The sequence below is a fragment of the Blautia sp. BIOML-A1 genome, from assembly GCF_009883055.1.
Lineage (GTDB): Bacteria > Bacillota > Clostridia > Lachnospirales > Lachnospiraceae > Blautia_A.
On the sequence record NZ_WWVR01000035.1, the window covers coordinates 16772 to 30521 of the forward strand.

Annotated in this window: 12 protein-coding genes; 5 read left to right on the top strand and 7 right to left on the bottom strand. The window is 43.1% G+C overall.

The window, feature by feature from the left end; all coding sequences use genetic code 11:
• Window positions 1-64: 64 nt before the first annotated feature.
• Entirely contained in the window at window positions 65-1081 is a 1017-nt protein-coding gene (gene galE / locus GT674_RS13750) for a UDP-glucose 4-epimerase GalE (RefSeq protein ID WP_161286227.1), read from the bottom strand.
• Between the two features lie 411 nt (window positions 1082-1492).
• Here galE and GT674_RS13755 point away from each other — a divergent pair, with 411 nt between their 5' ends.
• The 3 genes from GT674_RS13755 to GT674_RS13765 all read left to right on the top strand — a co-directional run bounded on the left by GT674_RS13755 (window position 1493) and on the right by GT674_RS13765 (window position 4555).
• Window positions 1493-2731 (top strand): extracellular solute-binding protein, encoded by a 1239-nt coding sequence (locus GT674_RS13755; protein ID WP_161286228.1) that lies wholly within the window; start codon window positions 1493-1495, stop codon window positions 2729-2731.
• 88 nt (window positions 2732-2819) lie between these two features.
• The gene (locus tag GT674_RS13760) at window positions 2820-3707 is read left to right on the top strand and encodes a carbohydrate ABC transporter permease (RefSeq protein ID WP_161286229.1); all 888 of its coding nucleotides are present in this window, start codon (window positions 2820-2822) and stop codon (window positions 3705-3707) included.
• The gene (locus GT674_RS13765) at window positions 3707-4555 is read left to right on the top strand and encodes a carbohydrate ABC transporter permease (RefSeq protein WP_161286230.1); all 849 of its coding nucleotides are present in this window, start codon (window positions 3707-3709) and stop codon (window positions 4553-4555) included. The genes GT674_RS13760 and GT674_RS13765 overlap by 1 nt, the downstream gene beginning before the upstream one ends.
• Before the next feature lie 72 nt (window positions 4556-4627).
• On the opposite strand, the gene GT674_RS13770 is transcribed toward GT674_RS13765, so the two are convergent.
• Complete coding sequence (locus GT674_RS13770; protein WP_161286231.1) at window positions 4628-5731, bottom strand: phosphotransferase enzyme family protein; 1104 nt, start codon at window positions 5729-5731, stop codon at window positions 4628-4630.
• 1 nt (window position 5732) lies between these two features.
• Window positions 5733-6662: a sugar phosphate nucleotidyltransferase gene (locus tag GT674_RS13775; protein WP_161286238.1), complete on the bottom strand. Its 930-nt coding sequence runs from the start codon at window positions 6660-6662 to the stop codon at window positions 5733-5735.
• Window positions 6663-6926: 264 nt separating this feature from the next.
• Between GT674_RS13775 and GT674_RS13780 the strand changes: the two genes are divergently transcribed.
• Both GT674_RS13780 and nagB read left to right on the top strand, forming a co-directional pair.
• Window positions 6927-7832 carry a helix-turn-helix domain-containing protein gene (locus tag GT674_RS13780; RefSeq protein ID WP_161286232.1) on the top strand — a complete coding sequence of 302 codons (906 nt, stop codon included), beginning with the start codon at window positions 6927-6929 and terminating at the stop codon, window positions 7830-7832.
• Between the two features lie 76 nt (window positions 7833-7908).
• Window positions 7909-8640 carry a glucosamine-6-phosphate deaminase gene (gene nagB / locus GT674_RS13785; RefSeq protein ID WP_161286233.1) on the top strand — a complete coding sequence of 244 codons (732 nt, stop codon included), beginning with the start codon at window positions 7909-7911 and terminating at the stop codon, window positions 8638-8640.
• Window positions 8641-8678: 38 nt separating this feature from the next.
• Here the strand turns inward: nagB and GT674_RS13790 are convergent, their stop codons facing one another.
• The 4 genes from GT674_RS13790 to GT674_RS13805 form a co-directional block, all read right to left on the bottom strand.
• A complete protein-coding gene (locus tag GT674_RS13790) occupies window positions 8679-10010 on the bottom strand; it encodes a sensor histidine kinase (RefSeq protein WP_161286234.1) in 1332 nt (443 codons plus the stop codon).
• 1 nt (window position 10011) lies between these two features.
• Complete coding sequence (locus tag GT674_RS13795) at window positions 10012-10680, bottom strand: winged helix-turn-helix domain-containing protein (protein WP_161286235.1); 669 nt, start codon at window positions 10678-10680, stop codon at window positions 10012-10014.
• A 92-nt stretch (window positions 10681-10772) separates the two neighbouring features.
• The gene (locus GT674_RS13800) at window positions 10773-12539 is read right to left on the bottom strand and encodes a Na/Pi cotransporter family protein (protein ID WP_161286236.1); all 1767 of its coding nucleotides are present in this window, start codon (window positions 12537-12539) and stop codon (window positions 10773-10775) included.
• Between the two features lie 324 nt (window positions 12540-12863).
• Window positions 12864-13364: a GreA/GreB family elongation factor gene (locus GT674_RS13805; protein WP_161286237.1), complete on the bottom strand. Its 501-nt coding sequence runs from the start codon at window positions 13362-13364 to the stop codon at window positions 12864-12866.
• Between the last annotated feature and the right edge of the window lie 386 nt (window positions 13365-13750).

Genomic DNA, 13750 nt, shown 5'->3' on the forward strand with positions numbered 1-13750 from the left:
CGTAAAAATACCCCGATGGATCATTCAAACGATCCATCGGGGTATTTCATAATTACGTTAAAAATCAGTCCTCATAACCATTCGGGTTCTTCTGCTGGAAATTCCAGGAATCTGCACACATATCTTTGATATCGTACTCTGCTTCCCATCCAAGTTCTTTCTTAGCTTTGGTTGCATCAGAATAGCAGGTTGCAACATCTCCTGCACGACGTGGTTTAATAGAGTACGGAATCTTTACACCTGTTGCAGCCTCAAAATTCTTAACAATATCAAGAACACTGTAGCCCTTTCCTGTACCAAGATTGTAAATACTGAGTCCGGAATTGTCCTCCAGCTTCTTAACAGCCTTTACATGTCCCTTTGCAAGGTCAACTACATGAATGTAATCTCTGACACCAGTTCCGTCCGGTGTATCATAATCATTTCCAAATACTCCCAGTTCTTTGAGCTTGCCCACAGCAACCTGTGTGATATAAGGCATCAGATTGTTCGGGATGCCATTTGGGTTCTCACCGATCAGACCGCTCTTATGAGCACCGATCGGATTAAAGTAACGAAGAAGCACTACATTCCACTCCGGATCTGCTTTCTGGATATCTGTAAGAATCTGCTCCAGCATGGATTTTGTCCATCCATAAGGATTGGTGCACTGTCCTTTCGGGCATTCCTCTGTGATCGGAATAATTGCCGGATCGCCATATACAGTTGCAGAGGAAGAGAAAATAATATTTTTGACTCCATGCTTTCTCATTACATCTACCAGTGTAAGGGTACCTGCGATATTGTTTTCATAATATTCCCACGGTTTTGCAACAGACTCACCCACTGCTTTAAGTCCTGCAAAATGAATACAGGAATCAATGTCTTCTTTTTCGAAAACTTCATTCAATCCCTCTCTGTCGAGAATATCTACTTTATAAAATTTAACTGGTTTACCTGTAATCTTTTCTACACGTTCAAGACTCTTCTCACTGGAGTTGCTCAGGTTGTCCAGTACTACTACATCATATCCTGCATTCTGAAGTTCTACTACGGTGTGGCTTCCAATAAAACCAGCTCCACCTGTTACTAAAATTGCCATGGTTTTCTCCTCCTGACGTTTGTTCTGGTTCTGTTTCGATGTCATTGTAGCACCATTCCTTTGTTTTAACAATATCTTCTTAAATCCTCCATCATATTTTACTAAAACTCCGTCATATTTTACTATAATTGTTCTCTGCCAAAATCATTGGATCATTCTCAAATTACCTGCTCATTTTACTGCTTCCTGGTGAATATTCCTGTTTTTAATTGCTCTCTGATTCCCTCTTTTTCCATGTCAATAGTGTTTTTTGTGCAATATATATTATTTTTTTTGTTTTTTTCGTTATTTTTATCTATTTTTATTGACACACTTGTTTCCAAAATATATAATCAAGCTAATATTTACGATTTCTTATGAACTTAAGCTGACTTTTTAGTCAGTTTCACAATCAAAAGGGAGGATTTATTTATGAAACGAAAAATCGCTTTAGCAATGGTACTGGCAATGACAGCAACAATGGCTCAGCCTGTTCTTGCAGCAGATGACAAGACAACTCTTGATGTCATCATCAGCCAGTATGGTACCCAGACACAGGCCTGGTGGACCCAGTTCGAAAAAGATTTCGAAGCAGAAAATCCGGATATCGATCTGAACCTGGAGGTTATTTCCTGGAATGACCTTGCTACCAAGGTTAATACACTGATTGCCAATAACAGTGCTCCTGACATTCTGAATATCGACGTTCTTGCAGATTATGTAGCTGACGATCTGCTGATGCCTGCAACAGAATATACATCTGATGAACTTCAGGCTAAATTCTTCCCGGCATTCTGGGATGCAAGCAACATCGATGATACAGTATATGCATTACCAATCCTCGCTTCCTGCCGTGCACTCTTCTACAATAAAGATATCCTTGATGAAGCAGGTGCAGCTGTTCCTACTACATGGGCAGAACTTCAGGATGCAGCAAAGAAGATCAAAGATAAATTCGGCGATGACGTTTATCCATGGGGTATTGATATGACAACTGACGAAGGTCAGGCTGCATTCTCTTATTATACATGGAACAATGGCGGCGGATTTGTTGATGAAAACGGCGACTGGGCTCTGAACAGTGACAAAAACGTAGAAGCTCTGAACTTTGCGGTCGGTCTTGTAAACGATGGATATACCAACTCCGATCCTGCAAATGAGACACGTTATGATCTTCAGGATATGTTTGGTGCAGGCAAAGTTGCCATGATGATCGGACCGAACAACATTCCTACCTATCTCTCCGATGGTGGATATGATATCAACTACGATGTAACAACCATCCCTGCAAACGAAGGCTGCGAATCTATCGCTATGGGTGTTTGCGACCGTCTTGAAGTATTCAAGGATGACTCCGCAGAGGATCAGGAAGCTCGTACTGCTGCCATCAGCAAGTTCTTCGACTTCTTCTACGATGATACACGTTACGCAGATTACATGGTATACGAAGGATTCCTGCCAACAACCCAGACAGCAGCAGACCTTCTTGCAAAAGATGACGAAACCTTCGCATCCTGGATTGATATTCTCCAGAGCTGCAACTTCTACCCGGCAACCAAGACTGAATGGGCAGATGTAAAACAGGGTGTTATCGAAGTTGAGCAGAACGCACTTCTTGGTGATGATGTGCAGACACTTCTCGATGACCTTCAGGCTGATATCGCAGGCTGATCTCCAGATTTAGGCACGACTTAACCGGGAGCCGGACATTAGTGACCGGCTCCCGCTTCTTTTTGACAAACGATTTGGTGGTGGAAATATGAAAAAAAAGAAAACGCTGGCTGCGATAGAGCCATATCTCTGGCTGCTTCCAAGCATCCTTATCATGACAATCTTTATTCTCTTTCCGATTTTCGAAGTTTTCCGTACTTCCTTAAGTGAAGTAAGTAAAGCCGGACTTATCAAAGGCTTCTGTGGGTTTGACAACTTCGCCAAAGTCCTTAAGGGATCTACTTTTAAGATGGTTCTCAAAAATACACTTGTATGGACCGTTGCCGTTGTTGTGATCTCCACAGTGTTCGGTTTTATCCTCGCACTGGTCCTTAACAATACCTTCCGTTTCCGTAAAGCAGTCCGTGCGATCGTTGTTTTTCCATGGGCAACTTCCCTGATCATTCAGGCAGGTGTATGGAAATTCATTATCGACAAGGACTATGGTTCTCTGAACACTCTTTTAATGAAACTCGGACTGATCTCCAGCCCGGTCAACTGGACCCCTACCCCTGGCGCGTATTTTGCCTGGGAAATCTTTGTAGGTATTTTTGTAACTGTACCATTCGTTACCTTCTGTGTTCTTTCCGGTCTGCAGAGTATCGACAACTCCTATTATGAAGCGGCTACTGTTGACGGTGCAAACTACTGGCAGAAACTGTTCAAGATCACTATTCCTCTGGTAAAATCCTCACTGACGGTAAGTACGGTATTAAATATCATTTATGTATTTAACTCCTTCCCTATCATCTGGACGATCACCAAAGGTGATCCTGCAAGCCGCACAGATACCCTTGTTACCTATCTTTATAAACTTGCTTTCTACAAAGGTAAATCCGGCGAAGCAGCCGCTGTATCCGTAATCGGATTTCTGATCCTGTGTATATGCGCTTCTGTTTATATGGTAGTTTCACTCAGAAAGGAGGAGGAAGACTAATGAAAAATCATTCACGTGACTCCAAAAGCATACTCCTTCGGGTTCTTCTTTATCTTTTTGTTATTCTGGTCGTACTGGTTACCTTGTATCCATACTTTGTCATGTTTACGACAGCAGCAAAGAGCCGTGCAGAAATCTATTCTCCGGAGGGAACACTTCTCCCGATCCAGTGGCTGTGGCAGAACTTTAAGGATATCTGGACACTTGCTCCTCTTTCCAGATATTTTCTGAACTCCCTGATCGTTGCAGGCGGCTCCACTCTGATCGCGATCGTATGTGGTATTCCGGCAGCCTATGCACTTGCCCGAATGAAATTCAAAGGCAAAAAGGTTTTTCTGGGAATCGTTATCATCTCCCAGATGTTTGCTCCTGTAGTCCTTCTGGTTGGTATCTATAAGATCATGTCTGTTTTTGGCATGACAGACAGCCTTATTGGCCTCGTATTCATCAATGCCGCTTTCAACCAGGCATTTGCGATCTGGCTCCTGCGCGGTACATTTATCTCTATTTCTCCGGAAATGGAACAGGCTGCCACTGTAGACGGCTGCGGCAAGGTTTCTGCCCTGATCCGCATCCTGCTTCCGGTTGCTGCACCTGGTATCGTAACTGCTCTGATTTTTATCTTCATCAATGCATGGAACGAGTATACCGTTGCCCTGACCCTGATCTCAACAGACGTGTTCAAGCCTCTGACTGTTGGTATCACAATATTTAATGGTTACAACATGATCGAATGGCAGTACCTGTTTGCATCCTCTCTGTTTGCTACAGTGCCTGTTATCATTCTGTTTGTACTTATCGAAAAGCATCTGGTAGGCGGCCTTACCTCCGGTGGAGTCAAAGGATAAACAGTCAAAAAGCTTCGGATCTTAAATGATCCGAAGCTTTTTTTGAATACTGCTCTGTATATTTATTTGTATCTACTTATATTTCTTAATGATCTCATTCATCTGCGGAAGCTTTTCCTGCATATCCTTAACAAGAGTAAGCTGTGTCCTGCATCTGTCAAGATTATGTCCTTCTCTGTGTATCTTAAAGTAATGATCTCCTTCCAGATGATCTGTAAGAAAACGGATACCGTTCTCAAAAGTCATAAGAATCGCACCCAGCGGCAGGGTTTCAATCTCAAGTTCTGTCAGTGCACCACCGCAGCCTTCAATAAATCCCTTCGCATAAACATCAAACAGATGAAGATTACAGGATACCTTTGAGAGATCTCTTTCATCTTCTAGTGCTGTGCTTGCCCCAAACCGGATAGAATCACCGAAATCATTGGCTGCCAGCCCCGGCATCACGGTGTCCAGATCGATCACGCAGACAGCCTTTCCGGTTTTATCATCGATCATGATATTATTCAGTTTGGTATCGTTATGAGTTACACGAAGCGGAAGCCTTCCATCTTTCTGCATATCATACAATGCCCGTGTCAGTTCTTCTCTTTCCAGAATAAAGTTGATTTCATCCTGAACAGCTGCAGCTCTTCCACATACATCTTCAGCTACTGCTTTTTTAAATTTCTTCAGACGGTCCGGTGTATTATGAAAATCTTTGATCGTCTCATGAAGAGTTTCTGCCGGATAATCTGCCAGAAGTCTCTGAAAATGTCCAAACGCCACTGCACTCTGATAAAAATCATTATCATCCTTGACCTGTTCATAGCAGGTTGCTCCCTCTATAAACAGATAAATTCTCCAGTAATCTCCCGTTGAATCAACAAAATATGGAAGATTTTCCCGGCTGTTTAACAGCGTCAGAGTTTCACGCTCCGGATCGCCGCCATTTTCAATGATCTTTTTGCGGAGCCATGAAGTAACACCGCTGACATTTTCCATCAGTTCCTGCGGATTCTTAAAGATACGCCTGCTCATTCTCTGCAGAATATAACGCCTGATCCCCTCCGGGGTTTCACAGGTAAGCCTGTAGGTATCATTGATATGTCCGTTTCCATACGGAATACATTCTTTTAGTTCACCCGGCAAATTAAAAGCTTCTGTCACTTCGGATATTTTATTGCTGTTTTCCACCTTATGCTTCCTCCCATAAATTCTGCGGATACAGTCCCTGATCTTTCAGATTCTGGATCGCATTCATAACCATCGGCTTATCTTCTTTGTATGTGACTCCATACCATTTGTCCTCTGACTTCAGGACTCTGACTGTTGCTTTCTTTTCCTGAAGAAGTTCATCCACTACAAACGGAAGGAAATATTCCCCCTTCATAGGATTGTTCTGAAGTGCCTCATCGAGGAATGGTTTAAAACGGGCCTTCAGTTCCTGCAAAATACTTTCTGAAAAGCCCCACATATTCATAGAAACGATGCTGCCCTTCGGAAGCATTGTCCAAGTCTTACCATCATCTTCTGTGTACGCTGTTCCACCGTCATGCTTCTCAATATGTGTACGCTCGTTGATCTTGATCAGATGACCTTCCTCATCTGTCACACAGACCCCCCTTGCAACATGTCCATTCTCTGTCAAGGTATTTTCAAGGCGATAACCGACCATCATATAATGATAAACGTCTCCATCTTCCTGATTGGAAGTCAGGAAATCATATGCCATCTTAAATGCATGCATTCCATAATAATCGTCTGCATTAATAACCGCAAACGGTCCGTCAATCTCATCTATGCAGCTCAGCACAGCATGTCCTGTTCCCCACGGTTTTACTCTTCCCTCCGGAACAGAATATCCCTCTGGAAGATTTGCTAATTCCTGGAACACATAGGCAACCTCTATCTGTCTGCTCAGCCGGTTGCCGATCACCTCACGGAACATCTCCTCATTTTCTTTCTTTATAATAAATACAACTTTTTCAAATCCTGCTCTCACTGCATCATAAATAGAAAAATCCATAATGATATGTCCTTCTTTATCAATAGGATCGATCTGTTTCAGGCCACCGTAACGACTTCCCATTCCTGCTGCCATAACTACTAAAACCGGTTTCTTCATCATCTTTTCCTCCTGTTTCTCAGTGAAATACTATCTCCTGGATAGTGTTAAAATAACTGTACACCACAAACTTCTATAAGACAATAAATAATTCTTATCCTCTATATAATATGTACACTTTTTTCAAAATAGTATTTGCACGATCAATCGATATTTTTGTACAATATTATTTATAATTTGACTATTTCGTACAAATTTATTATTATAAAGAAAGGTAACAATATTATAAATCAACAACTCTTATCTTACAGAGGAGGAATTTCCGTGGCTTATCAGAGTGTTTCGCTGGAGCGGGAACTTTTTATAAAAAGCATTTATACCATTCATTACTACGAATATCAGAATGATTTTTATTTTGACGGAGAACGTCATGACTTCTGGGAATTTCAGTGTGTTGATACAGGAGCCGCCGAGGTTGTTACTGACAATGGCTGTTATACACTGTCCCGTGGACAGGTTATCTTTCATCGTCCCAATGAATTTCATACATTAAAGGCTACCGGAAGAACTGCACCACGCGTTGTAGTGATCTCTTTTGCCTGCGATTCTCCATGTATGAAGTTTTTTGAAAACAAGGTTCTTAATTTTTCTGATACCGAACGCAGCATTCTCGGCCGTATCATTGCCGAAGCCCGGAACTGCTTTTCTTCTCCCATGGATGATCCTTATCTGGAACAAATGAAAAAGAAAGAAAACATCCCCTTCGGAGCACAGCAGCTTCTGATCCTGTATCTGGAAGAACTTCTGATCCATATGATACGCCGCTGTACAAATTCACACTATTCTGCGTCTGCCGGAATTTACGATCCATGTCAGACGACTTCTGATGTCTGCCGGGAGATCATACATTATCTGGAACAGCACATCCGGGAATCTCTGACTATCCAGGAAATTTCCAGAAACAATATGATCGGCCATTCTCAGCTGCAGAAGATTTTTCGAGAGGAATACCAGTGCGGTGTGATTGAATTTTTCACCCGTATGAAAATAGATTTTGCCAAACAGCTTATCCGGGAAAACGATATGAACTTTACTCAGATTTCAGATTTTCTTGGCTATTCTTCTATCCACTATTTTTCCCGGCAGTTCAAGAAACTGTCCGGAATGACGCCTACAGAATATGCCACTTCCATAAAGGCAATATCCGAGCGTCCCCAGAACAGGAACTGAGTATCATCCATAAAATTCCATCACAGTTACGAATTAAAAATACAAATTATCCATAAATGGACAGGGAGGAAATCACATGCAAATCTGTAAAGTAAAAAACTATCAGGAACTCAGCCGCAAAGCTGCCAATCTCATTGCAGCTCAGATCATCCTGAAACCAGACAGTGTTCTCGGTCTGGCGACCGGTTCATCTCCTGTCGGCACTTACGACAGACTGGTGGAAATGTACCAGGACGGCGACCTGGATTTTTCCGAAATCACCACTGTAAACCTTGATGAATATAAGGGACTTTCAGGCTCTCATGAACAGAGCTACCGCTACTTCATGAACACACATCTGTTCCACAGAATCAACATTTCCTATGATCATACTTATGTTCCGGACGGCACAGAGACAGACAGTCACAAAGCCTGCCAGGCTTATAACGAACTGCTTCACCAGGTAGGGCCTGCGGATCTTCAGATTCTAGGTCTTGGTCATGACGGACATATTGGTTTCAATGAACCTTCCGATCACTTTGAGGATGAAACACATTGCGTTGACCTTACCGAAACCACAATCCAGGCAAATAAACGTTTCTTCGCCAGTGAGGACGATGTTCCACGTCAGGCCTATACCATGGGAATCGGAACGATCATGCGCTGCAAAAGGCTTATTGTTGTTGTCAGCGGCAAGGACAAAGCTTCTATTTTGAAACAGGTGATTCAGGGACCAGTTACACCAGAAGTTCCAGGATCCATCCTTCAGTTCCATCCGGACTGTATCATCATTGCCGATGAAGACGCACTCTCCGAAATGGAGTTTTAACAATTCCAGGAGTATCTTTCACACAAAAACGGAGCCGGTCAAAAGACCAGCTCCATTTTTGTGCCCTGCCCTGGTGCACTGTCCAGTATTATTTCCGCATTATGCATAAGCGCGCCGTGTTTTACAATAGAAAGCCCCAGTCCAGTACCACCGGTTTCACGGGAATGACTCTTGTCTACTCGGTAAAAACGCTCAAAAATTCTTTTCTGCTCTTCTTTTGGAATACCAATTCCGTTATCCTCCACACGATAATACGGATGGCTTCCTCTCTGCCCTGCATAAATTTTGACGGTTCCGTTCTTCTCTGTGTATCGTACCGCATTGTCCGCAATATTGTATAGCATCTCATAAAGAACCTGCCGCACGCCTTCTACGGAAACAGAATGTCCATCAAGCTGCAGCTGAATATTTTTTTTTGAAGCTACGCTGTTCAGATGAAGAATGATATCCTCTGCCAATTCATACAGATCCACTGATTCAAACGGCATATCACTGTCTTTCTCATCCAGTCTTGAAAGCTGGATAATGTCCGTTACCAGTGTACTCAGCCTGCTTGCCTCATGATAAATTCTTCCCGAAAATTCCTGTATCTTATTCTCCGGAACCATTCCGTTCATCATCAGCTCCGCATATCCCGAAATCGACATCAACGGCGTCTTAAGCTCATGAGAAACGTTCGCAGAAAACTCTCTTCGAACAGCCTCTGCCGCCTTAAGTTCCTCCATCTGTTTTGCAATCTGATGATTCTGCTCATCTACACGCTCCAGAAGAGGACGCATTTCCTCATACTGTACTTCTTTGAGCGGGTGTTCCAGATCCAATGTATTGATTGGTTCAATCAGATCCTTTGTCTGCCTTCTCACCAGAAAGAAGGACAACATCAGAATCAGGATCAAGAGCACTCCAAGAATGGAAAAACTCGATAACATTGTTGAAAACACACTGTCCGTTGTACTTCCCACACGGAGAATATTTCCATCTGAAAGCTTCACCGCACAGTAAAAGTTCTGCTTGGAAAGTGTCTCGGAATAACGCATAGTCTCCGCATATCCGTTCTTTTCTGCCTCGATGAACTCCGGCCGGTTACTGTGATTTTCAAGCATCGCCGGATTCTCAAGAGAGTCAAACAGCACATTTCCTTCCCCGTCAAGAAGTGTAATGCGGGCGGCAGAGGCCTCATCCAGCTTTTTATCCAGATAAGAATCTCCCATCTTCTCCACGCCATTCTGGATATATCTGATACTGTCGCGGACACTCTGTTTCAGATCCTCATTGTATTTACTGTACATGACCAGACTTGCCGCAAAAAAAGTCAGGAACATGGACACAACCACCAACAGACAGGTATGGTTTAAAATTTTTTTCCTCATTTTATGCTCCGATCCGGTATCCTACGCCACGGACAGTTTCAATCTGATTTCCGGCATCCCCAAGCTTCTGTCTGAGAGTACGGACATGTACATCAACTGTTCTTGTTTCGCCATCAAAATCATATCCCCACACATGACAGAGGATCTGATTTCGTGTCATGACCAGTCCCTTATTTTCCATCAGATACTGAAGAAGTTCAAACTCTTTTCGTGTCAGATCGATCTTCTGCCCTTTCCAGCAGACCTGATGCTTTCCGACAGACAATATAAGTTCACCGCATCTCAGTTCCTTATCCTCTTCCTGCCTGGAACAGCGGCGCAGAACCGCTTTTACTCTTGCAACAAATTCCATCATTCCAAAAGGTTTCGTAATATAGTCATCCGCGCCTGATTCCAGACCTCGCACCTTATCAAATTCGGCTTCTTTTGCTGTGACCATGATCACCGGAATATTCTTCGTCTCCTGAGAAGCTTTGAGTCTTTCCAGAATACTGTATCCATCCTCTCCCGGAAGCATGATGTCCAGAAGAATAAGGTCCGGAAGTTCTTCCCGCAGAGCAGCACGGAGTTCTTTTCCGCTTGAGAATCCTCTTGCCGAAAATCCGGTTGTTTCCAGAGTATAGATTAAAAGTTCTCTGATATTTATTTCATCTTCAACACAATAGATCATTCTGTTATTCTTGTCACTTCCCTTTCTGCCCAGAATCTGCTGACTGCCTCTGTCTCCTTATGGAAGTACATAACTGTTCCGTGCCCTCATAGTTACGGAAGCACATACTCTTTCTGCAGTTCTTCCAGACGATTAAAATACGAATCATCCGGTTCGTTTTTGAGGCTTTCCAGATGACTGTGTGTGTCATAAAGGTTCTCTCTTACCTGCGTTACACAGACGCTGATGTTGGAACAATGGTCTGCGATGCGTTCCAGACTGGTAAGGAGGTCTGTGAGGATAAATCCCATCTCGATCGTGCATTCCCCTGAACGCAGACGATTGACATGACGCCGCTTCAGTTCTTTGCTCAGTTCATCCACAATCTCTTCCAGCGGCTCCACATCGCGGGTAAGATTCATATCCTGCTTGTCAAATACCTCATATGCCGTATCTACGATTCTTCCTACCGTAGCGATCAGAACCTGCAGTTCCGTTTTTGCCTGCACAGAAAAGCTGAGATTTTTTTCATAAAGTTCTCTTGCTGACTCCATGATGTTGACTGCATGATCAGAAATACGTTCAAAATCTCCAATACAGTGAAGCATGATGGAAACGCTGTGGCTGTCTTTCTCTGAAAGATCCTTGTTATTCAGCTTCACCAGATAAGTTCCCAGTTCATCTTCATAACGATCCACCTTTGCTTCAATATTCTCAACTCTCCCCGCCTGTTCTTCATCATATTTCTGAATCAGTCCAAGTGCAATATCCAGAACCTTTCTTGACTCGCTCTCCATATGTCTGGCCGCATTTCTTCCCTGCTCTACTGCAAATGCCGGTTTTTCCAGAAATCTTGATTCCAGGATCATAAATTCCTGATCTTCTCTGCTGACTACATCGTGCTCATCGTCACGAATGGTAAGGCAGGCAAGCTTTACAAGAAGTCCTGAGAACGGAAGCCATACTACGGTTGCTGTGATATTAAAGATACTGTGTGTGATCGCGATCGTAGCCGGTGTCGCCATCTGTGTCATAAAAGAAAAATGTACTGCTGTATTGATCAGATAAAACAGTGCCATAAATATAACCGTTCCGATAAGGTTAAAATACAGATGGATCATAGCTGCTCTTTTGGCATTTTTGTTTGCACCGATGGCAGACAGAAGTGCTGTCACGCAGGTACCGATGTTCTGTCCCATAATGATCGGAAACGCAGCACTGAACGGAACTGCACCTGTCATACAAAGTGCCTGAAGAATACCGACAGAGGCGGAAGACGACTGAATGATCGCAGTCAGGATCGCACCTGCAAGAATTCCTGCTACCGGATTGGAAAATTTAAGAAGAAGTCCTGTAAATTCCGGGACATCTGCCAGCGGCTTTACAGCACCACTCATGGATTCCATACCAAACATTAATACCGCAAATCCAAGAAGAATCGTACCAATATCCTTTTTGCGTGAACTTTTGGTAAAGGTCAGAAGGATAATTCCGACCATTGCCAGCACCGGTGAAAAGGAACTCGGCTTCAAAAGACTGATAAAAAAGTTGCTACTCTCAATTCCCGTCAGGCTCAAAAGCCAGGAAGTAACCGTAGTTCCGATATTTGCACCCATAATGATGCCGACTGCCTGCGTCAGCTTCATAATACCTGAGTTTACAAAACCAACGACCATAACCGTCGTTGCTGATGAGGACTGGATCACTGCAGTTACACACAATCCAAGAAGCACTGCCTTCCATTTACTGGAAGTCAGGTTTTCAAGAATCTGTTCCAGTTTTCCTCCTGATACCTTTGCCAGGCCATCGCCCATGACCTGCATTCCATACAAAAACAGGGCAAGTCCGCCCAGCAGTGTCAATATGCTGAAAAAATCCATAATCTTCTCCTTCTTCTGCAGCTGTCAGGTGTTAATGCTATATTAACCGGCTGCTTTTAAATTTTAATATGGATTCATCATATTGGCAGAGTGTAAAGTTCTCACCAGCATTGTGTTAAATCTTTGTAAAATCGGATTTTGCAGAAAAATGGTTACTGTTCACTCCGTTCGCAGTAACTTGGTCAAAATGTATTCCAAATCACCTTCGGTGATGGCATTTTGCCCGGTATGTCTCGGGATTTTGCCATATTTATGGCAAAACACCTCGCGGGATATTACTTGTAAACAGTTACAAAAAATGTCCCTTATTCACGAGTCTCATGCTCAGAAGCTTCGTATATCCTCTCCCTCATCGCCCGTTTTATCAATAGAGCGAATGCGCAGATAATAACTTACATTTTCATTTACCTGAACTCTGACTCTGTCTCCGACACGATGTCCTTTCAGTGCTTTTCCAATCGGTGATTCAATGCTGACACGGTTTTCCATGGAATTTCCGCGAATGGAAGTGACCAGTTTGTATTTTTCCACCTCTCCATCCTCCTCAAATTCCACTTCAACAATATCGTCCATTCCCACTTCATCTGATCCGGAGGTATCCTCCACAAGTTCTGCGGTCTTGAGCATTCTCTCCAGATAACGGATTCTGCTCTCGTTCTGATTTTTGTGTTTCTTCGCAGCGTAGTACTCAAAATTTTCACTTAAATCACCCTGTGCACGGGCTTCCTTGACCGCCTCGATCGCTTCTTTTCGGATGACCAGCTTACGATGCTCTATCTCTTCTTCTATTTTTTCTACGTCTCTTTTTGTCAGTTTTTCTCTCATTTTACTCACTCCTGATTTTGTGCTGCCTTTTGGCAGTCTGTCTGTGAATTCCAGTATACACGAATTTCTTCTTTCATACAATCTCAGACCACAAATTAGTAAAGGGAACGTAACTGTTCACAGTAACAAAGGGAGCCTAAAAGGCTCCCTCAAACTTCAGCAACTCTTCTATACGGTTTATTCCTCATCTGCTTAAAAGTACCTCCCTTTAATGCTGAATTTTTTTGTTCGCAGCATATTTTCTTTGTATTATCATATCATTTTTAGATGTTTTTCACCAAGTGATATGCTCCCACCACTTAAATCCCAGATTTTGAAGTGGGGGCTTCTTGCTCAATGGCTCTATTGAGCCAAGTATCTACAAGCTATCCTCGCGTACCCCGCGA